The sequence below is a fragment of the Streptomyces sp. NPDC006259 genome, assembly GCF_042870975.1.
Taxonomy (GTDB): Bacteria; Actinomycetota; Actinomycetes; order Streptomycetales; family Streptomycetaceae; genus Streptomyces.
Genome location: NZ_JBIAHY010000004.1, coordinates 36,373 through 60,007 on the forward strand (window position 1 = coordinate 36,373; position 23,635 = coordinate 60,007).

The 23,635-nt window shown below is 71.2% G+C and carries 23 protein-coding genes; 18 read left to right on the forward strand and 5 right to left on the reverse strand.

The features are described 5' to 3' along the window. Positions 1-46 precede the first annotated feature (46 nt). From ACFYO5_RS16760 to ACFYO5_RS16775, 4 genes are all read left to right on the forward strand, one after another. Positions 47-1,192, forward strand: coding sequence for an LLM class flavin-dependent oxidoreductase (locus ACFYO5_RS16760; RefSeq protein WP_356560458.1), 1,146 nt, complete (start codon positions 47-49; stop codon positions 1,190-1,192). Next, positions 1,189-1,782: a CE1759 family FMN reductase gene (locus ACFYO5_RS16765; protein WP_388709336.1), complete on the forward strand. Its 594-nt coding sequence runs from the start codon at positions 1,189-1,191 to the stop codon at positions 1,780-1,782. The genes ACFYO5_RS16760 and ACFYO5_RS16765 overlap by 4 nt, the downstream gene beginning before the upstream one ends. An 85-nt stretch (positions 1,783-1,867) precedes the next feature. Next, the gene (locus ACFYO5_RS16770; protein ID WP_356560456.1) at positions 1,868-2,617 is read left to right on the forward strand and encodes a response regulator transcription factor; all 750 of its coding nucleotides are present in this window, start codon (positions 1,868-1,870) and stop codon (positions 2,615-2,617) included. Positions 2,618-2,626: 9 nt separating this feature from the next. Continuing rightward, positions 2,627-4,045: a HAMP domain-containing sensor histidine kinase gene (locus tag ACFYO5_RS16775; RefSeq protein WP_356560455.1), complete on the forward strand. Its 1,419-nt coding sequence runs from the start codon at positions 2,627-2,629 to the stop codon at positions 4,043-4,045. 130 nt (positions 4,046-4,175) lie between these two features. Here ACFYO5_RS16775 and ACFYO5_RS16780 read toward each other — a convergent pair whose 3' ends face one another. Both ACFYO5_RS16780 and ACFYO5_RS16785 read right to left on the reverse strand, forming a co-directional pair. Continuing rightward, the gene (locus ACFYO5_RS16780) at positions 4,176-4,637 is read right to left on the reverse strand and encodes a hypothetical protein (protein WP_388709338.1); all 462 of its coding nucleotides are present in this window, start codon (positions 4,635-4,637) and stop codon (positions 4,176-4,178) included. Positions 4,638-4,957: 320 nt separating this feature from the next. Further along, entirely contained in the window at positions 4,958-5,677 is a 720-nt protein-coding gene (locus ACFYO5_RS16785; RefSeq protein ID WP_388709340.1) for a leucine-rich repeat domain-containing protein, read from the reverse strand. Positions 5,678-5,873: 196 nt separating this feature from the next. On the opposite strand from ACFYO5_RS16785, the gene ACFYO5_RS16790 reads away from it, so the two are divergent. Then, positions 5,874-6,980, forward strand: coding sequence for a hypothetical protein (locus ACFYO5_RS16790; RefSeq protein WP_388709342.1), 1,107 nt, complete (start codon positions 5,874-5,876; stop codon positions 6,978-6,980). Between the two features lie 59 nt (positions 6,981-7,039). On the opposite strand, the gene ACFYO5_RS16795 is transcribed toward ACFYO5_RS16790, so the two are convergent. Beyond that, positions 7,040-7,684, reverse strand: coding sequence for a hypothetical protein (locus ACFYO5_RS16795; protein WP_356560451.1), 645 nt, complete (start codon positions 7,682-7,684; stop codon positions 7,040-7,042). Positions 7,685-8,008: 324 nt separating this feature from the next. Between ACFYO5_RS16795 and hemL the strand changes: the two genes are divergently transcribed. From hemL to ccsB, 7 genes are all read left to right on the forward strand, one after another. Then, positions 8,009-9,325: a glutamate-1-semialdehyde 2,1-aminomutase gene (hemL, locus tag ACFYO5_RS16800; protein ID WP_388709344.1), complete on the forward strand. Its 1,317-nt coding sequence runs from the start codon at positions 8,009-8,011 to the stop codon at positions 9,323-9,325. An 80-nt stretch (positions 9,326-9,405) separates the two neighbouring features. Next, the gene (locus ACFYO5_RS16805; protein WP_388710366.1) at positions 9,406-10,047 is read left to right on the forward strand and encodes a histidine phosphatase family protein; all 642 of its coding nucleotides are present in this window, start codon (positions 9,406-9,408) and stop codon (positions 10,045-10,047) included. A 321-nt stretch (positions 10,048-10,368) separates the two neighbouring features. Then, positions 10,369-11,673, forward strand: a complete 1,305-nt coding sequence (locus ACFYO5_RS16810; RefSeq protein WP_388709346.1) for a hypothetical protein — start codon at positions 10,369-10,371, stop codon at positions 11,671-11,673. 66 nt (positions 11,674-11,739) lie between these two features. After that, positions 11,740-12,330: a TlpA disulfide reductase family protein gene (locus tag ACFYO5_RS16815; RefSeq protein WP_356560448.1), complete on the forward strand. Its 591-nt coding sequence runs from the start codon at positions 11,740-11,742 to the stop codon at positions 12,328-12,330. A gap of 1 nt (position 12,331) precedes the next feature. Then, complete coding sequence (locus tag ACFYO5_RS16820) at positions 12,332-13,102, forward strand: cytochrome c biogenesis CcdA family protein (protein ID WP_388709348.1); 771 nt, start codon at positions 12,332-12,334, stop codon at positions 13,100-13,102. Between the two features lie 3 nt (positions 13,103-13,105). Further along, the gene (locus ACFYO5_RS16825) at positions 13,106-14,821 is read left to right on the forward strand and encodes a cytochrome c biogenesis protein ResB (protein WP_388709350.1); all 1,716 of its coding nucleotides are present in this window, start codon (positions 13,106-13,108) and stop codon (positions 14,819-14,821) included. Between the two features lie 32 nt (positions 14,822-14,853). Then, complete coding sequence (gene ccsB, locus ACFYO5_RS16830; RefSeq protein WP_388710368.1) at positions 14,854-15,966, forward strand: c-type cytochrome biogenesis protein CcsB; 1,113 nt, start codon at positions 14,854-14,856, stop codon at positions 15,964-15,966. Between the two features lie 136 nt (positions 15,967-16,102). On the opposite strand, the gene ACFYO5_RS16835 is transcribed toward ccsB, so the two are convergent. Continuing rightward, entirely contained in the window at positions 16,103-16,552 is a 450-nt protein-coding gene (locus tag ACFYO5_RS16835) for a nucleoside deaminase (RefSeq protein ID WP_388710370.1), read from the reverse strand. 159 nt (positions 16,553-16,711) lie between these two features. Between ACFYO5_RS16835 and ACFYO5_RS16840 the strand changes: the two genes are divergently transcribed. Beyond that, positions 16,712-17,500 carry a CDP-alcohol phosphatidyltransferase family protein gene (locus ACFYO5_RS16840; RefSeq protein ID WP_388709352.1) on the forward strand — a complete coding sequence of 263 codons (789 nt, stop codon included), beginning with the start codon at positions 16,712-16,714 and terminating at the stop codon, positions 17,498-17,500. Positions 17,501-18,104: 604 nt separating this feature from the next. Here ACFYO5_RS16840 and ACFYO5_RS16845 read toward each other — a convergent pair. Continuing rightward, positions 18,105-18,428: a PLD nuclease N-terminal domain-containing protein gene (locus ACFYO5_RS16845; protein WP_356560444.1), complete on the reverse strand. Its 324-nt coding sequence runs from the start codon at positions 18,426-18,428 to the stop codon at positions 18,105-18,107. Between the two features lie 87 nt (positions 18,429-18,515). On the opposite strand from ACFYO5_RS16845, the gene ACFYO5_RS16850 reads away from it, so the two are divergent. The 5 genes from ACFYO5_RS16850 to mqnE all read left to right on the forward strand — a co-directional run bounded on the left by ACFYO5_RS16850 (position 18,516) and on the right by mqnE (position 23,412). Beyond that, a complete protein-coding gene (locus ACFYO5_RS16850; RefSeq protein WP_388709355.1) occupies positions 18,516-19,967 on the forward strand; it encodes a menaquinone biosynthesis decarboxylase in 1,452 nt (483 codons plus the stop codon). Beyond that, positions 19,964-20,869 carry a menaquinone biosynthesis prenyltransferase MqnP gene (gene mqnP / locus ACFYO5_RS16855; protein ID WP_388709357.1) on the forward strand — a complete coding sequence of 302 codons (906 nt, stop codon included), beginning with the start codon at positions 19,964-19,966 and terminating at the stop codon, positions 20,867-20,869. The genes ACFYO5_RS16850 and mqnP overlap by 4 nt, the downstream gene beginning before the upstream one ends. Positions 20,870-20,935: 66 nt before the next feature. Continuing rightward, entirely contained in the window at positions 20,936-21,592 is a 657-nt protein-coding gene (locus tag ACFYO5_RS16860; protein ID WP_356560486.1) for a UbiX family flavin prenyltransferase, read from the forward strand. A 96-nt stretch (positions 21,593-21,688) separates the two neighbouring features. Then, positions 21,689-22,144 (forward strand): Lrp/AsnC family transcriptional regulator, encoded by a 456-nt coding sequence (locus tag ACFYO5_RS16865; protein ID WP_356560441.1) that lies wholly within the window; start codon positions 21,689-21,691, stop codon positions 22,142-22,144. Between the two features lie 104 nt (positions 22,145-22,248). Further along, a complete protein-coding gene (gene mqnE, locus ACFYO5_RS16870; protein WP_356560440.1) occupies positions 22,249-23,412 on the forward strand; it encodes an aminofutalosine synthase MqnE in 1,164 nt (387 codons plus the stop codon). Positions 23,413-23,635 lie beyond the last annotated feature (223 nt).

Genomic DNA, 23,635 nt, shown 5'->3' on the forward strand with positions numbered 1-23,635 from the left:
TGGGACTGTATGGTTGAACGGTCAACAACTTGGAGGTTGAGCGACCATGCAGTTCGGTATCTTCACGGTCGGCGATGTGACGCCGGACCCCACCACGGGGCGTACGCCGACCGAGCGCGAGCGGATCAAGGCCATGGTCGCCATCGCCCTGAAGGCCGAGGAGGTCGGCCTCGACGTGTTCGCCACGGGTGAGCACCACAACCCGCCGTTCGTACCGTCGTCCCCGACCACGATGCTCGGCTACGTCGCCGCCCGGACCGAGAAGCTCATCCTGTCCACCTCGACCACGCTGATCACCACGAACGACCCGGTGAAGATCGCCGAGGACTTCGCGATGCTCCAGCACCTGGCCGACGGCCGGGTGGACCTGATGATGGGCCGCGGCAACACCGGCCCGGTCTACCCCTGGTTCGGCAAGGACATCCGCGAGGGCATCAACCTCGCCGTCGAGAACTACAACCTGGTGCACCGGCTGTGGCGCGAGGACGTCGTGGACTGGGAGGGCACGTTCCGCACCCCGCTCCAGGGCTTCACCTCGACGCCCCGCCCCCTGGACGACGTACCACCGTTCGTCTGGCACGGCTCGATCCGCTCCCCGGAGATCGCCGAGCAGGCCGCGTTCTACGGCGACGGCTTCTTCCACAACAACATCTTCTGGCCGGCCGACCACACCAGGCGGATGGTCGAGCTGTACCGGGCCCGCTACGCCCACTACGGGCACGGCACGCCCGAGCAGGCGATCGTCGGCCTCGGCGGCCAGGTGTTCATGCGGAGGAACTCGCAGGACGCGGTGCGCGAGTTCCGGCCGTACTTCGACAACGCGCCGGTCTACGGGCACGGGCCGTCCCTGGAGGACTTCACCGACCAGACCCCGCTGACCGTCGGCTCCCCGCAGCAGGTCATCGAGAAGACGCTGTCCTTCCGCGAGTACGCCGGCGACTACCAGCGCCAGCTGTTCCTGTTGGACCACGCCGGACTGCCGCTGAAGACCGTGCTGGAGCAGCTCGACATGCTCGGCGAGGAGGTCGTGCCGGTGCTGCGCGAGGAGTTCGCCAAGGGCCGCCCGGCCGACGTGCCGGACGCCCCGACCCACCAGTCCCTGCTGGCCCGCAGGACGGCCGCCGCGAACGACGTCGCCGCGAACGACGCCGTGGACGAGGCCACCGCTCAGGACAAGGAGACCGTCGCATGAAGCTCGTCGTCGTCTCGGCGGGACTGAGCGTCCCGTCGTCCACCCGCCTGCTGGCCGACCGGCTGGCGGCGGCCACCGCCGAGCGCGCCCCGGCGGAGGTGCGGGTCGTGGAACTGCGCGACCTCGCCGTGGAGATCGCCCACAACCTCACCAACGGCTTCCCGGGCCGTGAGCTGGCCGCGGCGCAGGACGCGGTCACGGAAGCGGACGGGCTCATCGTGGTCACGCCGGTGTTCTCGGCGTCGTACAGCGGACTGTTCAAGTCGTTCTTCGACGTCCTCGACAAGGACGCGCTGGCCGGGAAGCCCGTACTGATCGCGGCCACCGGCGGCACGGCCCGGCACTCGCTGGTGCTGGAGCACGCGCTGCGGCCCCTCTTCGCCCACCTGCGGGCCGTCGTCGTCCCGACGGGCGTGTACGCCGCCTCCGAGGACTGGGGCGCGCAGGGCCTGCCCGAGCGGATCGAGCGGGCCGCCGCGGAACTGGCCGCGCTGATGAGCGGCCTGGCGGCGGCGCGGCCGGCCGTGAAGGACGCGTTCGCGGTGGTGCCGTTCGCCGAGCAGCTCGCGGCGCTGCGGCCGGCCGGCTGAGACAGCGGGTGAGAGGCACGTAAGAAGGGCGCCCGGTGAGCCGCTCGTCACGGCGGGGGACCGTGACGGCTGGGAGACTGGGCGCGTGCCCCAGAAGCTGCTGCTCGCCGAAGACGACCGCGCCATCCGTCACGCCCTGGAACGTGCGCTGACCCTGGAGGGCTACCAGGTCACCGCGGTCGCCGACGGCGTCGAGGCACTGGCGCACGCCCACAAGTCCCCGCCGGACGTCCTCGTCCTCGACGTGATGATGCCCGGCATCGACGGCCTCCAGGTCTGCCGGGTGCTGCGCGCCGAGGGCGACCGCACACCGATCCTGATGCTGACGGCGCTCGTGGAGACCGCCGACCGGATCGCGGGCCTCGACGCGGGCGCCGACGACTACGTGGTCAAACCCTTCGACGTCGAGGAGGTGTTCGCCCGGCTCCGCGCGCTGCTGCGCCGCACCGGCCCCGGCACACCGGCCGACGCGCGGAGGGACGCCGCGGCGGCGGACGCCCCCAGGGGCGACCCGCCGAGGGCGGCGGCCGGCGCCCGCCACCTGGAGGCGGCCGGGCTGCGCATGGACCCGCAGGCGCGGCGGGCCTGGCGCGGGGAGCGCGAGCTGGAACTGACCCGCACCGAGTTCGAGCTGCTGGAACTGCTGGTGCGCAACGCCGGCATCGTCCTCGACCACGCCACGATCTACGACCGCATCTGGGGCTACGACTTCGGCCCCGGCTCCAAGAACCTCGCCGTCTACGTCGGCTACCTCCGCCGCAAGCTCGACGGCCCCGGCGCCCCGCAGCTGATCCACACCGTGCGGGGCGTCGGCTACGTTCTGCGGGAAGACTGAGGCGCACCCGTGTCCGCCCGCCTACGGCGGTGGGTGTCCCGGCGGCGCCCGAAGCTCGGCTCGCTGCGCACCACGTTCGCGGTGTCCTTCGCGGCGGTGACGGCGGCCGTCACCGTCCTCGTCGGCGTCCTGTCGTACAACGCCGCCGCCCGGCTGGTGCGGGTGGACCAGGAGTCCGTCTTCGACGAGGTCGTGCAGGACCTGCGCGACGAGGTGCGCGATCGGGCGATGGACCCCGCCGACTTCTCCTCCGCCGCGCCCGGCCACGACATCGTGCGCCCGGCCCGCACCGATGTGCAGGTGCTGGGGGCGGACGGGACGGTCTTCGACCCCGGCAACCCCGGGCTGCCCGTCAAGGACGCCGACCGGGAGATCGCCGCGGCGGCGGACGCGGGCACGATCGTCGAGCACGAGGACGTCGACGTCGGCAGCGACGTCTACCGGGTCGCCACCGTCGCGCTGGGCGGCGGCCGGGGCGCGGTGCAGATCGCGCAGGAGTTCAGCGACACCGAGGACCTGCTGCGGGCGCTCCAGCAGCGCACGCTGATCCTGATGGCCGCGGTCGTGACGGCGGCCGGACTGTTCGGCTGGTGGCTCGCCCGGCGCATCACCCACCCCCTGGTCATCCTCACCACCGCCGCGGAGGACGTCGCCCGCACCCGCCGCCTCGGCGTCCAGGTTCCCGTCACCGGCTACGACGAGGTGGGACGCCTGGGCCGCGCCTTCGACCGCATGCTCGGGCGCCTCGCCCAGTCCGAGGAGGACCAGCGGCGGCTCGTCCAGGACGCCGGGCACGAGCTGCGTACGCCGCTGACCTCGCTGCGGACCAACATCTCGCTGCTGCGCCGCATCGACGAGCTGCCGCCCGACACACGGGAGGAACTCGTCGCCGATCTCGGCCAGGAGGCCCGTGAGCTGACCGACCTGGTCAACGAGCTGGTGGATCTCGCCGCCGGGCAGTCGGACACCGAGCCGCCGCAGCGGATCGACCTCGCCGACCTGGCCGAGGACGTGGCGGGGGTCGCGCGGCGCCGTACCGGCCGGCGGATCGTGGTCCGCGCGAGCGGCGACACCACCACCGACGGACGGCCCGGCATGCTCCAGCGGGCGCTGTCCAACCTGGTCGAGAACGCGGCCAAGTTCGACCGGCAGGGCGGGGAGCCCATCGAGATCAAGGTGACCGGCCCGGCCCGCCCCGGCACCGTCCGCGTCGAGGTCCTCGACCGCGGTCCCGGCATCACGGAGACCGACCTCACCCGCGTCTTCGACCGCTTCTACCGCGCCGCGGACGCCCGCTCCCTGCCCGGCTCCGGGCTCGGCCTCTCGATCGTGCGGGAGGTCGCGCTGGCGCACGGGGGAGCGGCGTTCGCCTCCCGGCGGGCGGGCGGCGGCGCGGTGATCGGGTTCACGGTGGGCGGGGCGGAGTGAGGGCCGTGGGCTCCCGTCGGTGCGCGACGCCGCGGAGGTCGCGCGGGCGGTGGTGCTCACGGACGGTGGTGCTCACGGCGCTGCGGACGGTCGGTAGCGGGGAGGCGGGCGGCCCGGCTGCCTCCCCGGGCTACCCGATGGGCCAGTAGGTGATGCTCACGGCTTGGCCGCAGTCGGTGGTGTCGGTCGTGCCCCGGCACACTCTGAGGGTGCCGGTGACGGTGTACGAGTAGCTCTTGTCGGCGGTGAAGTTCACGGAGCCCGCGCCGCAGATCTCGGCGTGCTTGGTGTACGGCAGGACGACGAAGTCGTGCGCGAAGCGGGTCCAGACCGAGTAGCACCCGGTGCCGGTGTTGGTGAGGGTGCCGTCGAGGACGAGCTTGCCGTTCGCGAGCCACCGCTCGCCGGCCGCCGAGGCGGTGCCGTGGGAGGCCGACCAGGGGACGGTGGCGGCGGCGGTCGTACCGGCGGCGGTCGTTCCGGCCGCGGTGCTCGCGGAGGCCGGGGCGGCCCCGGACAGCGTGAGGGCGGCGGTGGCGGTGGCGAGTGCCGCGGTCGTCGTGATCGCTCGGGTACGCGTGCGCAGGGACATCGGTGAACCCTTTTCGTCAGTGGGGTTGTTCCGGGTGGTGTCCATGTGGTGCGGATGGTGCCCGTGTGGTGCCGGGCGGGCCGGGGTGCCGGGTGGTGCCGCAATGCCGGAGTGCGGGGTGATGCCGGCATGCCGGGTGGTGCCACCCCGTGTCCGTGGGCCCGGTGGTGCGTCGTGCGTCGTGCGCGTGCGGTGCCGCCGAACGGGATCATCGTGCCCAAGACACGCGACGTCTCACCAGGACGTTTCCGGACACGGCTCCGCACCGCTGACGAGAACCCGCCCCCCCCGACGGCCCGGACGGCGTCCCGACCGACCCCTCAGGTGAGGACCACGCACCCACGCCGCTCCAGCTCGGCCGACAGCTCGCGCGAGGGCTCACAGGGATTCCAGCGCAGGTCGATCTTCTCCAGCGCGGGCAGGCGGGCCAGCCAGTCGGGGAGGCGGGTGAGCCGGTTGCTCCGTACGTCGAGGTGGCGCAGCCGGGGGAGGGCGGCGAGCGGCTCCGGGAGGGCGGTGAGGTCGTTCTCGCGCAGGTCCAGATGGCGCAGGTCGTGCAACTCCGCTGCGGAGGCGGGGAGTCCGGTGACCGCGTTGCCACGCAGCCATAGTTCGCGCAGCCGGTGCAGGCCGCCGAGCGAGTCGGGGAGGGTGGTCAACCGGTTGTGCTGAGCGCGGAGTTCGACGAGTCCGGTCATCCGGCCGAGGGTTTGCGGCAGTGCGGTGAGAGCGTTCTCGCCGACGTTGAGGTAACGCAGCCGGGTGAGGTTCCCCAAGGCCGCGGGCAGTGAGGGCAGTTGGTTGTCGTGGAGATAGAGGTACCCGTCGAGCCCGGTGAGGTCGCCGAGGGCGTCGGGCAGCGAGGTGAGCCGGTTGTGGCCGAAGTCGAGGGTGCTGAGCCGGGTGAGCCGCCCGATCTCGGCCGGCAGGTCGGTGAGTCCGGTGTCCGCGAGGATCAACACGTCGAGGTCGACGCGCTCCCACACCGACTCCGGTACGGCGTCCAGCTGTCGACGCCAGAGGTTGAGAACGTGGGGCATGTGGGCGTCTTTCGGTGAGGGGGTCGGCGTGCCCGTCCAGGGTGAAGGGTCCGGCCCGTCGGCGGGATCGGAGTCGCCGAGGACGAACGGTGGTGCTCAACGTCGTGACTGTGCTTCAGCCCGCGGTGGATGCAATACACGTTGGCCGGTCTGACGCGAAGCTGCGACGATGCCCTCTGTTCCCGGCGGAGGGCATTTGTTCGTTTTCGTGTGTGTGGGGTGTGGCGCTGAGCTGACCAGCCCGCTGTCCCGGGTCGCCCTGCCGGCCCACGCTCATCAGAAGTACGGGAACGGGATCCAGCTCCCGGTGCTGATGGAGTCGGGCTCGTTCGCCGTGGATCCGGAGCCCTGGGGGCCGCCGTGGCGGAGATGGGAGGAGATCCATCCGGAGGAGGCGGTGGCCCGCGGCATCTACGCGCCGATCCACGCCCTCGCCGACGGCGTCCCCGGCTCCATCGTCATCGCGCCTGGCGACGCCCGCGGCACCCTGCTGATTCCGGAGCGGGCCGGAGGCTACTGCTGCGGCCTCGACGGAGCAGACGGTCCCAACATGGCATGCGAGGGGTGTGGCCTGCCCGTGGCGAGCCGGATCGACGACTGCTCACTCTGGCAGGCGGTATGGCTCGCCCCCGACGCCGTGCGCCGCCTCCCCGTCGACGGTGCCGACCCCGTACCGCTCTCCTGGGCAGAGCTGTTGGAGGAAGGGAAGTACACGCCTCCGTACGAGCCGGTCGCCACCTGGGGGTCGCGGGTCGGGCTGAACCACTTCTGGTCGTGGAGCCCGCAGTGGGAGGCCGCGGTCGGCCGGGCACTCGCTCACCTGCTGGCGGCCTCGGGGGGCCGGCCGGTGACCGTCCCGGACGGTCTGAGTGCGGAAGTGTTCCAACGCGCCCTCGACGCCCTGCTGCCCTCGGGTCCGCCGGCACGGCACGCCGTCCTGGCCGGACCAGGACAGCCCACGCCGGAGGCGGACGCTGACATCCTCCTTGTGCCGACCCATCCGCAGACCGGAGAGACCTGGACCCCGACCGGCCCTGCCACTACGGCCTACCCGGTGCCTGTGCCGTTCGGGGTGTGGCTGGGGCTGGCCTTTCCCAGACCGCACCTGCCAGTTCCCGCGTCGGGCGGCATGCCCGACGGCGTCCTCCGCGACGACCCGCCCGCCCCGCGTCCCCGGTACTTGTTCCGGGCCGATCGGGGCGCGTTTCAGCACACCCTCGTCCGGCTGCCGGCCGTCCGCAGTCCGTGGTTGCGCGAGATCCCCGAGAACCTCACGCAGTACATGCGCGCCGGCCTTTTCTAGCGGACGCCCCGGCCTCGGTCACACTGACCGACCCTGACCGATATGACGGAAATCCCAGCTCAGGGCCACACCAGGCAATAAGGCTGATGCCCCGCCTCGTGCAGCCGGTGGGAGAAGTCCTGCCACTCGTGCAGGAGCTGGTACACGTTGAACGCGTCCCGTGGGCCGCCTCGGTCCGGGACCGTGGACCAGATGAAGGCTGCCGCGCCCACCGCCTCCTCGCCGATGTCGCGGAGGGGGTCGACGACCGTCATGGGGAGTTTCACGACGGCGTAGTCGGGGTGGAGGACGACCAGTTCCAGCGGGGGCACCTTGTGCAGGGGGACGCCCTCGATGCCGGTGAGGACCATCGCGGCCATCGTCTCGGGCTTGATCTTGGTGAACATGCCGTTCATGCCGAGTTCGTCGCCGCCGAGTTCCTCGGGGCGCATCGAGATCGGGACCCGGGCCGCGGTCGCGCCGTCCGGTGCGCCGAAGTACTTGTACGTCACCCCCACCCGACCACCATTCCCGCTCCCGGCCCGGAGCCGGTCGACCGTACGGTCGAGCCGCTCGGACTCACTCGGTACATCAGGTACGCCGGGGACGCCCTGTGTCTGACGTGCTTCGTCGGCTGCCTCCGCGTCGCGTCGGTGCCTTCCCCGCCGGGCACGTCGAGGACCCCGGTCATCAGTCCCCTCGCCCAGTCCGCCACCGCGATGCATATCTCCACCCGACTGCTTTTCTAGGACGCGCAGGCCCCGCCGCGCAACCCGATCATCGTGTCAGTGACCTCCCCCACGGCCGCACGCCGAAACGTGCGGTGAAACACCTGTCCGCAGGATCTTCGCAGCCCCTCGACTCGCCGTCGGTGTGAGCTACGTCTATCAGGCTCAGTCCGTCTCAGTTTCGCAGATGACAAACGTTCGCGGACCGGCCCGCCCGGTCCGTGCGGGCGCGCACAGGCCCCGCTGCCCCCGGGCGCCCCTGGCCTACCCTGAGGAGGTCACTGGCAACCGGAGTCCGAGAAGTCGGAGAAGTCGCAGGTCATGAGCGAACTGCCCTATTCATACGAAGCGCCTGCCTCACAGGCACTGTTCGACCGTGCGGCCGTCGTCACGCCGGGTGGCGTGAACTCCCCGGTGCGCGCCTTCCGCGCCGTCGGCGGCACGCCCCGGTTCATGGTGTCCGGCACCGGCCCGTACCTGACCGACGCGGACGGCCGGGAGTACGTCGACCTCGTCTGTTCCTGGGGCCCCATGATCCTCGGGCACTCGCACCCGGAGGTGATCGCCGCCGTCCAGGACGCGGTCTCGCGCGGTACGTCCTTCGGGACGCCCGGCGAGGGCGAGGTCACGCTCGCCGAGGAGATCGTCGCCCGGGTGGAGCCGGTCGAGCAGGTGCGGCTGGTCTCCAGCGGGACCGAGGCCACGATGTCCGCCATCCGGCTCGCCCGCGGATTCACCCGGCGGACCAAGGTGATCAAGTTCGCCGGCTGCTACCACGGCCACGTCGACTCGCTGCTCGCCGCCGCCGGCTCCGGCGTCGCCACCTTCGCCCTGCCCGACACGCCCGGTGTCACGGGCGCCCAGGCCGGCGACACCATCGTCCTGCCGTACAACGACCTGGAGGCCGTGCAGGAGGCCTTCCACCGGCATCCCGGCGAGATCGCCTGTGTCATCACCGAGGCGTCGCCGGGCAACATGGGCGTCGTGCCGCCGCTCCCCGGCTTCAACCAGGGGCTCAAGGACGCCTGCCAGAACAACGGCGCCCTCTACATCTCCGACGAGGTCATGACCGGGTTCAGGACCAGCCGGGCCGGATGGTTCGGGATCGACGGGGTCAAGCCCGACCTGATGACCTTCGGCAAGGTCATGGGCGGCGGCTTCCCGGCCGCGGCCTTCGGCGGCCGTGCCGACGTGATGGCGCACCTCGCGCCCGCCGGGCCCGTCTACCAGGCCGGCACGCTCTCCGGGAACCCGGTCGCCACCGCCGCCGGTCTCGCCCAGCTCCGGCTCCTCGACGACGCGGCGTACGCGAAGATCAACGCCGTGTCCGAGCAGATCCAGGCGCTGGTGTCGGAGGCCCTCGCCAAGGAGGGCGTCGCGCACACGCTCCAGAGCGCCTCCAACATGTTCTCCGTCTTCTTCACGGACCGGCCCGTGCGGGACTACGAGGACGCCAAGGCGCAGGAGTCGTTCCGCTACACCGCCTTCTTCCACTCGTTGCTGGCGAACGGCGTCTACCTGCCGCCCTCGTCCTACGAGTCCTGGTTCGTGTCCACGGCCCACGACGAACGGGCCGTCCAGCGCATCGCCGACGCCCTTCCGGCGGCGGCCCGAGCGGCTGCGGAGGCCCGCGCGTGAGCACCGGAAACAGCACCCACAGCACCCACAGCACCGACGGCACCGACGGCACCGGCAAGGACCTCACCGTCGTCCACCTGATGCGGCACGGCGAGGTTCACAACCCGGACGGCATCCTCTACGGCCGTCTCGCCGGCTACCACCTCTCCGACCTGGGCCGGCGGATGGCCGACCGGGTCGCCGAGCACCTCGCCTCCCGCGATGTGACGTACGTCTGCGCCTCCCCGCTGGAGCGGGCGCAGGAGACGGCCACCCCGATCGCCAAGGCGCACGGGCTCGACGTCGGCACGGACGCGCGGCTCATCGAGGCCGGCAACGTCTTCCAGGGCAAGACCTTCGGCGTCGGCGACGGGGCGTTGCGCCGGGTCGAGAACTGGCGGCACGTCCACAACCCGTTCAAGCCGTCCTGGGGCGAGCCGTACGTCGACCAGGTGGTGCGCATGATGGGCGCGCTGGACGCGGCGAAGGACAGGGCCCGCGGGCACGAGGCCGTGCTCGTCAGCCACCAGCTGCCGATCTGGATCGTCCGGTCCTACGTCGAGCGGCGGCGGCTCTGGCACGATCCGCGCAAGCGGCAGTGCACGCTCGCCTCGCTGACGTCGTTCACGTACCAGGGCGACACGATCGTGTCCGTCGGATACTCCGAGCCCGCCCGCGACCTGGTGCCGCCGCACCTGCTGGCCGGTGCCAAGCCGGTGAAGGGCAAGGCCTTCGGGGCCTGAGCCCGGGTTCCGGCGGAGGGCGGGCCCGCGTCCCTCCCGGTCGAGCCTCCATCGCTCCGGGGACTGAGCCCGCGTCCCCGCGAGGCCTGAGCCCTCGTCGCTCCGGCGCGTGGGCGCGGACCCCGCTGGGCGCGGGCCCACGCCGCTCTGCGGCGCGGGCCCGCTTCCCTCCGGGGCGCGGGCCCGCGGGCCCACGCCGCTCCGGCCCACGGACCCCGTTCCTCCCCACTGTTACTGAATACGCACAAATGAGCGGAACCTCCCTGTTCGATGCGGACTCTTGCTGGGTGACCACCAGAGCACGCGACGAACGGGGATGCCATGCGCACTCTCACCCGCAGGGGAGCACTCGGACTGGGCGCGGGAGCCGCGGCCGCCGCCGGACTCGCGGGCTGCGGCACCTTCACGGGGTCGGACGACCCGAGCCCCGGCGGCGGTTCCGGCGGGGCGGGCAAGGGCGGTTCGGCCTCCCCGAAGCCGACGGCCACCGTCCGGCCGATCGGTGACGGCTCCACCTCCTTCACCGGGAAGCAGCCGCACCAGCCGGACAAGCCCGAGCCGCTGGAGCCGGGGCAGGAGCCGCCGCAGTTCGTCGTCTTCTCCTGGGACGGGGCGGGCGAGGTCGGAAACGGTCTCTTCCCGCGTTTCCTGGACCTCGCCAAGGAGCACGGCGCGGCCATGACCTTCTTCCTCTCCGGGGTCTACCTCCTGCCCGAATCGAAGAAGCGGCTGTACGACCCGCCCAACAACCCCCGCGGGGCCTCCGACATCGGTTACCTCACCGACGACCACGTCAAGGCGACCCTGGCCAACGTGCGCCGCGCCTGGCTGGAGGGGCACGAGATCGGCACCCACTTCAACGGGCACTTCTGTGCCGGCTCCGGGTCCGTCGGCAACTGGACCACCCGCCAGTGGCGCGACGAGATCGACCAGGCGAAGTCGTTCGTGAAGGAGTGGCGCACGAACACCGGGTGGACCGACCTGCCCACGCTCCCCTTCGACTACGACAAGGAACTCGTCGGCGGCCGTACGCCCTGCCTCCTCGGCCAGGACAACCTGCTGCCCACCGCCCGCTCGCTCGGCTGGCGCTACGACGCCTCCTCGCCCGGCGGCCGCCAGGTCTGGCCCGACAGGAAGCAGGGCATATGGGACCTGCCGTTGCAGCAGATACCGTTCCCCGGACGCGGCTTCGAGGTCCTGTCGATGGACTACAACATGCTCGCCAACCAGTCGATCAACTCGACCAAGGCCCCCAGCCACAACTACCCGGGCTGGCGACGGCAGTCGGCCCAGGCGTACATACAGGGATTCAAGCGGGCATTCGAGACGAACCGGGCACCCTTCTTCGTCGGCAACCACTTCGAGCAGTGGAACGGCGGCATCTACATGGACGCCGTGGAAGAGGCGTTCAAGCACATCGCGCGGGAGAAGGAGAAGGGCGCGGACGTACGCCTGGTCTCCTTCCGGCAGTTCGTCGACTGGATCGACGTGCAGAAGCCGGAGGTGCTCGCCAAGCTGCGCACGCTGGACGTCGGGCAGGAGCCGGCCGGCGGCTGGAAGCAGTTCCTCGCGGCGGCGCCGACAGCCGGCGCGGGCACCCCGACGGGTTCCGGATCCGCCACCTGAAATGCGGATTTCTCCCCGCGAGGGGGGCGCGCAAGATCCCCGGAACGGGCATGCGAAACTTTTCACATGAGTGCCGTCAGCCGCACCCCTCTGTCTGTCGCCGTCGCCGCCGCCACGGCGTTGCTGTTGTCCGCGTGCACCTCCGGAGGCACCTCCGGCGGGGGCGGTGACACCAACTTCGTGATGGGCGAGAACGGCATCTCGACCGTCGAGAAGGGCGAGCGCACCGCCGCTCCCGACCTGTCCGGCGAGACCGTCGACGGCAAGCGGCTCGACGTCGCCTCGTACCAGGGCAAGATCGTCGTCGTGAACGTGTGGGGCTCCTGGTGCGCGCCCTGCCGTGCCGAGGCGCCCAACTTCCAGAAGGTCTCCACCGACCTGAAGGGCCGGGGCGTGCAGTTCGTCGGGATCAACACCCGCGACACCAGCACCTCCAACGCCCGCGCCTTCGAGGAGGAGCAGGGCGTCACCTACCCCAGCCTGTACGACCCGACCGGCCGGCTGATGCTCCGCTTCAAGAAGGGCACCCTCAACCCGCAGGCGATTCCCTCCACGCTCGTCCTCGACCGGGACGGGAAGATCGCGGCCCGCTCGCTGGCCGCGCTCAGCGAGGAGAAGCTGCGCGCGATGATCGACCCGATCCTCGCGGAGAAGTGACGTGAGCACCGTCACGATGCTCGCCGCGGACGGCTACAACGGCACGGTCCTCAACGGCGCCCTGCTCGTCGCGCTGCCCGTCGCGCTGCTCGGCGGACTCGTCTCCTTCTTCTCCCCGTGCGTCCTGCCGCTCGTCCCCGGCTACCTGTCGTACGTCACCGGCGTGGCCGGCACCGACCTGGCCGAGGCCCGGCGTGGCCGGATGGTCGCCGGCGCCTCCCTCTTCGTGGCCGGCTTCACGGCCGTGTTCGTCTCCAGCGGGGCCCTGTTCGGCTACTTCGGCGACACGCTCCAGGCCAACAAGGGCGTCCTGTCCCAGGTGCTGGGCGTGCTCATGATCCTCATGGGCGTCTTCTTCATGGGGCTGATGCCCTGGCTGACCCAGCGCGAGTTCCGCTTCCACCGGCGGCCGGTGGCCGGGCTCGTCGGCGCCCCGGTGCTCGGCGCGCTGTTCGGCATCGGCTGGACGCCCTGCATCGGCCCGACGCTGGCGTCCGTGCTGACCCTCTCCTCCCAGCAGGGCAGCGCGGGCCGCGGCGCCCTGCTCACCGTGGCCTACTGCCTCGGCCTCGGTCTCCCCTTCGTGCTCGCCGCGGTCGCCTTCCGCAAGGCGCTCGGCGCCTTCGCCTGGGTCAAGCGGCACTATGTCTGGGTGATGCGGATCGGCGGCTCGATGATGATCGTGACCGGTCTGCTGCTGCTGACCGGCGCCTGGGACCACCTGGTGCAGGATCTTCAGTCCTGGTCCAACGGCTTCACTGTGGGGATCTGATCGATGAGCAAGACCACCGCCGGCGAACCCACGCAAGCCGCCGCCCCGGAGGACCAGGACCTCGGCGTCGCCGGCTCCCAGCTGTCCACCGCGCCCACGGAGTCGCTCGGGGGCGTTCCGGTCCTGGGCGTCATCGGCTGGGTCCGCTGGTTCTGGCGGCAGCTGACCTCGATGCGGGTCGCCCTGCTGCTGCTCCTGCTGCTGGCGCTCGGCGCGATCCCCGGTTCGCTGATCCCGCAGACCGGCACCGACGTCACGAAGGTCGCCGAGTTCGAGAAGAACCACCCCACGCTCGCGCCGGTCTACGACCGGCTCGGTCTCTTCCACGTCTACAGCTCGGTGTGGTTCTCGGCGATCTACCTGCTGCTGTTCGTCTCCCTCATCGGCTGCATCGTGCCCCGCACCTGGCAGTTCGTGGGCCAGCTGCGAGGTCGCCCGCCGGGCGCGCCCAAGCGGCTGACCCGGCTGCCCGCGTACACGACCTGGCGGACGACGGCCGAGCCGGAGCGGGTGCGTGAGGCCGCGCTCGCCCTGCTGAAGAGGCGTCGCTTCCGCGCGCACCCCGTCGGTGACGCGGTCGCCGCCGAGAAGGGCTATCTGCGCGAGGTCGGCAACCTGGCCTTCCACATCGCCCTGATCGTGATGCTGACGGCCTTCGCCTGGGGTCAGCTGTTCAAGATGGAGGGCAACAAGCTGGTGCTGGAGGGCGGCGGATTCTCCAACACCCTCACCCAGTACGACGACTTCAAGTCGGGCACCCTCTTCGACGCCGACGACCTGGCGCCGTTCAGCTTCACCCTGAAGGACTTCACCGGCACCTACGAGGTCACCGGCCCCAACAAGGGCACTCCGCGCACCTACGAGGCCGCCATCACCTACTCCGAGGGCGCCTACGGAAAGGCGCGGAAGACCACGGTCAAGGTGAACCACCCGCTGGAGATCGGCGACTCCAAGGTCTACCTCACCGCCCACGGCTACGCCCCCCTCGTCACCGTCAGGGACGGCAAGGGCAAGGTCGTCTACCACGACGCCGTACCGCTGCTGCCGCTCGACTCCAACGTCACCTCCTCCGGGGTGATCAAGGTGTACGACGGCTACCGCGACGCCAAGGGCGTCAAGGAGCAGCTCGCCTTCCAGGCCTTCTTCCTGCCCAGCTACGTCGAGGGCAACGAGGTCTCCTCCGCCTTCCCCGCCCTGCTGAACCCGGTGCTGAACCTGGAGCCGTACCACGGCGACCTCGGTGTCGACTCGGGCATCCCGCAGAGCGTGTACCAGCTCGACAAGCGGAACATGAAGGCGTTCAAGGACTCCAAGGACCTTCAGCTCCGGGACAACCTGAAGCCCGGCGAGACCCTGACGCTCCCCGACGGCGCCGGCTCGATCACCTATGACGGCACCAGGGAATGGGCGAACTTCCAGGTCACCCAGCAGCCCGGCAGCGGCTGGGCGCTGGCCGGCGCGTTCACCGCGATCTTCGGTCTGGCCGCCTCCCTGTTCATCCAGCGCCGCCGTGTGTGGGTGCGGGCGGTGCGGGGCGCCGACGGGGTGACGGTCGTGGAGATGGCCGGCCTCGGCCGCAGCGAGTCCGCGAAGGTGCCCGAGGAGCTGGGCGACCTCGCCGAGATCCTCTACGACAGCACCGCCGGGGCCGCCGACCCCGCCGAACCCGACCCCGATCCCGACTTCCGAGCCGTACCTGCCGAAGGGGCTGAGAAGTGACTCTCGCCGCCGCAACCGAACTCGCCGGCGCGGTGAATCTCGCCGCCGCGACCAATGAGAACCTCGCGAACGTCAGCAACACGCTGATCTACTCCGCGATGGCCGTCTACACCCTGGCCTTCTTCGCGTACATCGCCGAATGGACCTTCGGCGGCCGCAGCAGGATCGGCCGGACCGCCGCCGCGCTCACCGCCCAGGCCGCGGCCAAGAAGGCGGCCCCGCCGGTCACCGTGCAGAGGGCCGGCGGCACCGCCGTCCTGGAGCGGCCGAAGGTCGTCGTACGCGCCGCCGCCGGCGCCCGCGACGTGCCCGACGGTCCGGGGGCGCACGGCGGGGACGAACAGGGTGACCTCTTCGGCCGTATCGCCATCTCCCTCACGGTCCTCGCCTTCGCCATCGAGTTCGGCGGGGTGCTCAGCCGCGCGCTCTCGGTGCAGCGGGCGCCGTGGGGCAACATGTACGAGTTCAACATCACCTTCTCCACGGTGGCCGTCGGCGTGTACCTCGCGCTGCTGGCGCTCAGGAAGAACGTGCGCTGGCTCGGACTGTTCCTGATCACCTCGGTCCTGCTCGACCTGGGCCTCGCGGTCACCGTCCTGTACACGGCGAGCGACCAGCTGGTCCCCGCACTGCACTCGTACTGGCTGTACATCCACGTCTCCACCGCGATCTTCTGCGGCGCGGTGTTCTACGTCGGCGCGGTCTCCACGATCCTGTACCTGTTCAAGGACTCCTACGAGAACAAGCTGGCGAGTGGCGGCAGGCCCGGCTCCTTCGCCAACTCGGTCCTCGACCGGCTGCCCGCCGCGGCGACCCTCGACAAGTTCGCCTACCGCGTCAACGCGGCCGTCTTCCCGCTGTGGACGTTCACGATCATCGCGGGCGCGATCTGGGCGGGCGACGCCTGGGGCCGCTACTGGGGCTGGGACCCCAAGGAGACCTGGTCCTTCATCACCTGGGTCGCCTACGCCTGCTACCTGCACGCCCGCGCCACCGCCGGCTGGAAGGGCCGCAAGGCCGCCTACCTGGCGCTGGCCGCCTTCGGCTGCTGGCTGTTCAACTACTACGGCGTCAACATCTTCGTCTCCGGCAAGCACTCCTACGCCGACGTCGGCCTGGGTGTGCTCCGGTCGGCCGGGTTCTGAGCCCCTCGCGACCGGCGGGACGGGCCCGCCGGTCGCCGTGACCGTCCGGAAGCGGTGCGCGAGGGTCACGCCGGTGTCATGACCGGTGCCCTCGAACGCGTTCGCCGCAGCGCACCGGGAGCGCGGCGGGGGTCACTCACTCGCCGATGTCCTCGTTCCACAACGCCGGGTTCTTCTCGACGAAGTCGCGCATCATCGCGACGCACCCGGGGTCGTCCAGGAGCACGATCCGCACGCCGTGTCCGGCGAGCCAGTCGTGGCCACCGTGAAAGGTGACCGCCTCGCCGATCACGACACGGGAGATGCCGAACTGGCGGACCAGCCCGGAGCAGTACCAGCACGGCGAGAGCGTCGTCACCATCGTCGTCCCGCGATACGTCCGCTGCCGCCCCGCCGCCCGGAACGCCGCCGTCTCCGCGTGCGTCGAGGGGTCGTCGTCCTGGACGCGCCGGTTGCGCCCGCGGCCGAGAAGGGTCCCGTCGGCGCCGTACAGCGCGGCGCCGATCGGAATGCCGCCCTCGGCGAGCCCGGCACGGGCCTCCGCCACCGCGGTGGCGAGCCAGGCCCGCGCGGTCGCCGCGTCCACGGGGATCGGCTCGGGGATCGGCTGACGCACGAGGGCTCCTGGTCCGTGGGGGTCACCTGGTCGCAAGGTACCCTCCCGGCCGCGCGGAGCCCGACGTTCCGTCAACTCTGTAACCTGGCCCGGTCATTGTGGGTCCGCGGGTGGGTGAGAGGAACGGTCATGGGCGCTGCGCCGGTTCTGGAGGAGCTGCGGGAGGTCTGTCAGCCGCAGGCCAAGCTGGCGAGCCGCAACGGGGAGCACTGGGCCGGCCGCCTCTACATGCGGAGCGTGTCGCTGCGGTTCACCCGGCAGCTCGTGCGGACGCCGGTCACCCCCGACCAGCTCACCTGGACGATGGTGGTGTGCGGGGTGCTGTCCGGTGCCGCGCTGCTCGTCCCCGGGCTGACCGGCGCCGTCCTCGCCGCGCTCCTCATGCAGCTGTTCCTCCTCTTCGACTGCGTCGACGGCGAAGTCGCCCGCTGGAAGGGGCAGAACAGCGCGACCGGCATCTACGTCGACCGGCTCGGCGCCTACCTGGCCGACGCGGCGCTGATGATCGGCTTCGGTTTCCGGGCCGCCGAGTCCGGCGTCGTGGGCGGCTGGGCGGGCTTCAACGGCTGGGTCTCGCTCGGCCTCGCGACCGCGCTCGGGGTCGTACTGCTGAAGGCGTCCACCGACCTGGTGGACGTCGCCCGCGCGCGGCGCGGGCTGCCCGTGGCCGACGACGAGGCGACCCGGCCCCGGTCGCGGGGGGTCGCCTCGGTACGGCGGCTCGCGGCGGCCTTCAAGATCCACCGGGTCACCAACGGCATCGAGGCCTCGCTGGTCCTGCTGGTCGTGGCGGTCGCGGACGCGGTGAGCGGCGGGGTGGGGCCGACGCGTTGGGCGCTGGGCGCGATCGCCGTCATCACGTGGGTGATGGTGCCGGCGCACCTGCTGTCGATCCTGGCGTCCTCGCGACTGCGGTAGCGCGGACGCGGACGCCGTTGTCCGGGGCGGCGGGCTGCGGTCGTGCCCCCGCGCGACGACGGAGCCGCGTACCGGTATGGCGCCGCGCCCCTCGCGTGGCCGCCCACCGCCCTCACCCGCGGGCCGTTCCCCGAGGGCGGGCGCGAGGGCGGACACGAGGGCGAGCGCGCCCGGTGCGTCGGCGGGGCCCGCCGGCATACGCCCCTAAGGGCGCGGCAGCCGGAGCCGGTGCGCCCGGCCGGGGACCGCAGGCCCCGTTCGCTCTCCCGGTGTCCCGGTGTCCCGTTTCCCGGTGGTCGCGGATCTGCGGATCGACGGCGCGAGGGGCCGGGCCGTCGGCATCGGGCGCGGGGCGCGGGGCTCCGACCGGTCGCCGGGAACCGGTCGGGTGGGTCGGGGAGGGGACGGTCCCGGTCCGGCCGGAGCCGGGCGGGAAACGGGCGGCGGGTCGGGCACGTCGCGGGGCCCGGACCGGGAGGACGGCGGCGGAGAGGACCGGCGCCCCGCTTCCCGGGCGAGCACCTCGCTTCCCGGGCCGGCGCCCCGCTTCCCGGGCGAGCACCTCGCTTGCCGGGCCGGCGCCCCGCTTCCCGGGCCGGTGCTCCTACCTCTCGTCGCCCTTGCCCTGCTCGTCGTTCTTCTCGTCCTCGTCGAGCGACTTCAGGAACTCGGGGTTGTCGTCCGGGGCGATCCACCGCCGCTGCTGCGCGCGGTTCTCGCGGACGCCCGCCCAGCCTTCGGCGGCGGGGCTGCGCTTCTTGCCGGCGACGAGCCAGGAGATCGAACCGACGAGCGGGAACAGCAGGACGAGGATCGCCCACAGCGGCTTGGGCATGTGGCGGATCTCGTCGTCCTTCGTGCTGATGCAGTCGATGAACGCGTAGACGCTGAGCGCCAGCGGCACCAGGAACATCAGTACCCGCAGCATGGGGTCTCTCCAGCGCAGAGGGCGGCGGGGCCACGAGTACGGCCCCAGGTACGGGGCCAGGGTAGCCCCTCGGGGATACTTGACCGCATGGCTTACGACGATCTTCGCTCCCTGCTCAGGGCCCTGGAGCGTGAGGGCGACCTCAAGCGCATCAAGGCCGAGGTCGACCCGTACCTGGAGGTCGGGGAGATCGTCGACCGGGTCCAGAAGTCCGGCGGCCCCGCGCTCCTCTTCGAGAACGTGAAGGGCTCGGCGATGCCCCTCGCGATGAACGTGTTCGGCACCGACCGCCGCCTGCTGAAGGCGCTCGGACTCAAGTCGTACGCGGAGATCTCCGAGCGGATCGGCGGGCTGCTGAAGCCGGAGCTGCCGCACGGTTTCGTGGGGGTCCGCGAGGCGTTCGGCAAGCTGGGCGCGATGGCGCACGTCCCGCCGAAGAAGGTGAAGGACGGTCCCGTGCAGGAGGTCGTCCTGCACTGTGACGACGTGGACCTGGACCGGCTGCCGGCGCTGTTCACCTGGCCGCAGGACGGCGGGTCGTTCTTCAACCTGGGTCTGACCCACACCAGGGACCCGGAGAACGGGGTCCGCAACCTCGGTCTCTACCGCCTCCAGCGTCACGACAGGCGCACCATCGGCATGCACTGGCAGATCCACAAGGACAGCCGCAACCACTACCAGGTCGCGGCGCGCCGGGGCGAGAGGCTGCCGGTCGCGATCGCCTTCGGCTGCCCGCCGGCCGTCACGTACGCCTCCACCGCGCCGCTGCCCGGCGACATCGACGAGTACCTGTTCGCCGGGTTCCTCGCGGGCAAGCGGATCGAGATGGTCGACTGCAAGTCGGTCCCGCTCCAGGTCCCGGCGCAGGCCGAGGTCGTCCTGGAGGGCTGGCTGGAGCCGGGCGAGATGCTCCCGGAGGGCCCGTTCGGCGACCACACCGGTTTCTACACGCCGCAGGAGCCGTTCCCGGCGCTGACCATCGACTGCGTGACGATGCGGAAGCGTCCGCTGCTCCAGTCGATCGTGGTGGGCCGACCGCCGACCGAGGACGGACCGCTGGGCCGTGCGACGGAGCGGTTCTTCCTCCCGCTCCTCAAGATCATCGTCCCGGACATCGTGGACTACCACCTTCCCGAGGCCGGGGGGTTCCACAACTGCGCGATCGTCTCGATCGACAAGAAGTACCCCAAGCACGCGCAGAAGGTCATGCACGCGGTCTGGGGCGCCCACATGATGTCCCTGACCAAGCTGATCGTGGTCGTCGACTCCGACTGCGACGTACACGACCTGCACGAGGTCGCCTGGCGGGCGCTCGGCAACACCGACTACGCCCGTGACCTGTCGATCGTCGAGGGGCCCGTCGACCACCTCGACCACGCCTCCTACCAGCAGTTCTGGGGCGGCAAGGCGGGCATCGACGCGACGAGGAAGTGGCCCGAGGAGGGTTACACGCGCGACGGCGGGTGGCCGGAGATGGTCCTCCCGGACCCGGAGACGGCGGCGACGGTCGACCGCCGGTGGAAGGAGTACGGACTGTGAGTTCGGCATCCGCAGCGCTCCCGCAGCAGCCGGGACGCACGAAGGCCTTCCTCCGGCTGGTGATGATCGAGCACTCGGTCTTCGCCCTGCCGTTCGCCTACATCGCCGCACTGACCGCGATGTTCGAGCTGGACGGGAACATCCACTGGGGCCGGCTGCTGCTGGTCACCGTCTGCATGGTGGGTCTGCGCACCTTCGCCATGGCGGTCAACCGGATCATCGACCGGGAGATCGACGCGCGCAACCCGCGCACCGCCCACCGCGAACTCGTCACCGGCGCGATGTCGGTGAAGCACGCCTGGACCGGCGCGCTGATCGCCCTGGCGGTCTTCCTCGGCGCGGCGGCCCTGCTCAACCCGCTCTGCCTCGCCCTGGCCCCGGTCGCCGTGGTCCCGATGGTGGTCTACCCCTACGGGAAACGCTTCACCAACTTCCCGCAGGCCATCCTCGGACTCGCCCAGGCCATGGGCCCGATCGGCGGCTGGCTCGCCATCACCGGCGAGTGGTCCTGGGACGCGGTGATCCTGGGCCTGGCCGTCGGCATCTGGATCGGCGGCTTCGACCTGATCTACGCCTGCCAGGACGTCGACGCCGACCGCGAGACCGGCGTCATGTCGGTCCCGGCCCGCTTCGGCGTCCCGGCCGCGATCCGGGCCGCCCGCGCCTGCCACGCCGTCACCACGGCCCTGTTCGTCTGGTACGCCCTCGCCACCGACGCGGGTGCCTTCTTCTGGCTGGGTCTGCTGATCGTCGCGGCCGCGTTCGGCTACGAGCACACCATCGTCCGGCCGCACGACCTGTCCCGCCTGAACAGGGCGTTCTTCTCCACGAACGGCTTCATCGGCATCAGTCTCTTCGGGTGCGCGCTCGTCGACCTGCTGCTGCGCGGCCTCACGGTGTAGTCCGGTCCGAAGCACCTTCCCGTTCGCCGGTACGCTCAAGGTGTGAACGCAGGAGAAACGCAGCGCGTGCCTTGGATCGTGGGGGTGTCCGGGGCGTCCGGTACGCCCTATGCCGCCGCCGTGCTGCGCGCGCTGCTCGCCGGGGGCGAGAGCGTGGACCTGGTCGTCAGCCGGGCCTCGCGGCTCACGCTGCTCGACGAGACGGGCATCTCCTTCCGGGACGCCCACTGGCGGGACGACCTGCGGGACTGGCTCGCGCGGGGCGCCGACGGAAAGCCGGACACCTTCGACGTCGACGTGGACACGGACGCCGTGCGGTACTGGCCCGCCGGTGACCTGGCGGCGGGGCCGTCGTCGGGGTCGTATCCGGCGAAGGGGATGCTGATCGTGCCCGCTTCGACGGCCTGTGTCGCGGGCGTCGCGCTCGGGCTGTCCAAGGATCTCCTCCAGCGGGCGGCGAGCGTGACGCTCAAGGAACGCCGCACGCTCGTCGTCGCCGTCCGGGAGACCCCGCTGAACGGGCAGACCCTGCGGCACCTCGTCGCCCTGGACGACGCGGGCGCGAGCGTCGTACCCGCCTCACCGGCCTTCTACGCGGGTGCCACCCACATCCAGGACCTGGTCGACTTCGTCGCCGGCCGCGTCCTCGACGCGGCGGGTGTGACGCACGGCCTGTACCGGCGGTGGAAGGGCGAACTGGGGGGCGGCGCCCGTCCCGCCTGAGCGGCGCCGGACGGCGGCACCGGCATCACCTTCAGGATCTCAGTCACTCTCGGACCCCTCACACTCTCAGACCTCTTCATCGGAAGGCTCGATCGCATGGACGCGGTGGACAGGCAGCTCATCCAGGCCCTGAGGGAGAACGGCCGGGCCTCGTACGCGGAGCTCGGGCGTCTCGTCGGCCTGTCGGGACCCAGCGTCACCGACCGCATCAACCGGCTGGAGGCGGCCGGCGTCATCACGGGCTACCGGGCCACGGTGAACGCCGCCTCGCTCGGCCTGGGGGTCACCGCCCTCATCGGCATCTCCCTCTCCGACGCCGCCGACCACGAGGACGTGGCCGCGCGGATGAAGGACCTCAGCGAGATCGAGGACTGCTGGTTCATCGCCGGCGACGACTCGTTCATGCTCAAGGTCCGGGCGAACGACGTCGACGGCCTGGAGAGGATCATCCGGCGGCTGTCCGGGACGAAGGGCGTGTCCCGCACCCGTACGACCATCGTGCTCTCCACGAAGTGGGAGAACCGGGTCGGGGAGCTTCCGGAGGAGGTCTGACGGGGGAGGCGCGGTCAGCGCCGTTCGGGGGCGTCTCCCGTCCGAAGGGCGGGGGCGTACGGTTGGCGAAGTCTGTCTCAGGGCGAACGGGAAGAGGTAGGGGAATGGACGTCGGGCTCAAGCGCGAGCTGGAGCAGAAGGTCGGGGCCGGTGAGCGGCTGACCCGTGAGGACGGCATCGCGCTGTACGAGTCGGACGACCTGGCCTGGCTGGGCGGACTCGCCCACGAGGTGCGGACGCGGAAGAACGGCGACGTCGTCCACTTCAACGTCAACCGCCACCTCAACATGACCAACGTGTGCACCGCCTCCTGCGCGTACTGCTCCTTCCAGCGCAAGCCGGGGGAGAAGGACGCGTACACGATGCGCATCGAGGAGGCCGTGAAGCTCGCCAAGGCGATGGAGGGCGAGAACCTCACCGAGCTGCACATCGTCAACGGCCTGCACCCGAACCTGCCGTGGCGCTACTACCCGCGCTCCCTGCGCGAGCTGAAGGCCGCCCTGCCGAACGTCTCCCTGAAGGCCTTCACGGCGACGGAGATCCACCACTTCGAGACGATCTCGGGTCTGTCGGCGTCGGAGATCCTGGACGAGCTGATCGACGCGGGCCTGGAGTCGCTGACCGGCGGCGGCGCGGAGATCTTCGACTGGGAGGTCCGCCAGCACATCGTGGACCACCGGACCCACTGGGAGGACTGGTCCCGGATCCACCGCCTGGCCCACGAGAAGGGGCTGAAGACCCCGAGCACCATGCTGTACGGCCACATCGAGGAGCCCCGCCACCGCGTGGACCACGTGCTGCGGCTGCGTGAACTCCAGGACGAGACCGGCGGCTTCCAGGTCTTCATCCCGCTCCGCTACCAGCACGACTTCGTGGACATGAAGGACGGCAAGGTCCGCAACCGCCTCCAGGCCCGCACCCAGATGGCGACCGGCGCGGAGGCCCTCAAGACCTTCGCGGTCTCCCGCCTCCTCTTCGACAACGTCCCGCACGTCAAGGTCTTCTGGGTCATGCACGGCGTCCAGACCGCCCAACTGGCCCTCCAGCACGGCGCGGACGACATGGACGGCTCGGTCGTCGAGTACAAGATCACCCACGATGCCGACAACTACGGCACCCCGAACAAGCTGACCCGTGAGGACCTCCTCGACCTCATCCGGGACGCGGGCTTCCGCCCGGTGGAGCGCAACACCCGCTACGAGATCATCCGCGAGTACGACGCCCCGGACCCCACCCGCCGCGACTCCCCCCAGCCCATGCGCCTCTGACCCACCCACCGCCCGGAAACCGACCCACACCTCCCCGGGTGGGGGCCCAGCCGGCAAGCACGGGCACCTGCTCCCACCTAAGGGGCCGGGGGCCCTGCCGGCAAGCACGGGGACTGCTCCCACCCAAGGGGCGCGGGGAACTGCGCGCCCAGCCCCCACCGGCCCGCACCCGACGTCACCCCTCCCCGGATGGGGCCCCTGCCGGCAAGCACGGGGACTGCAC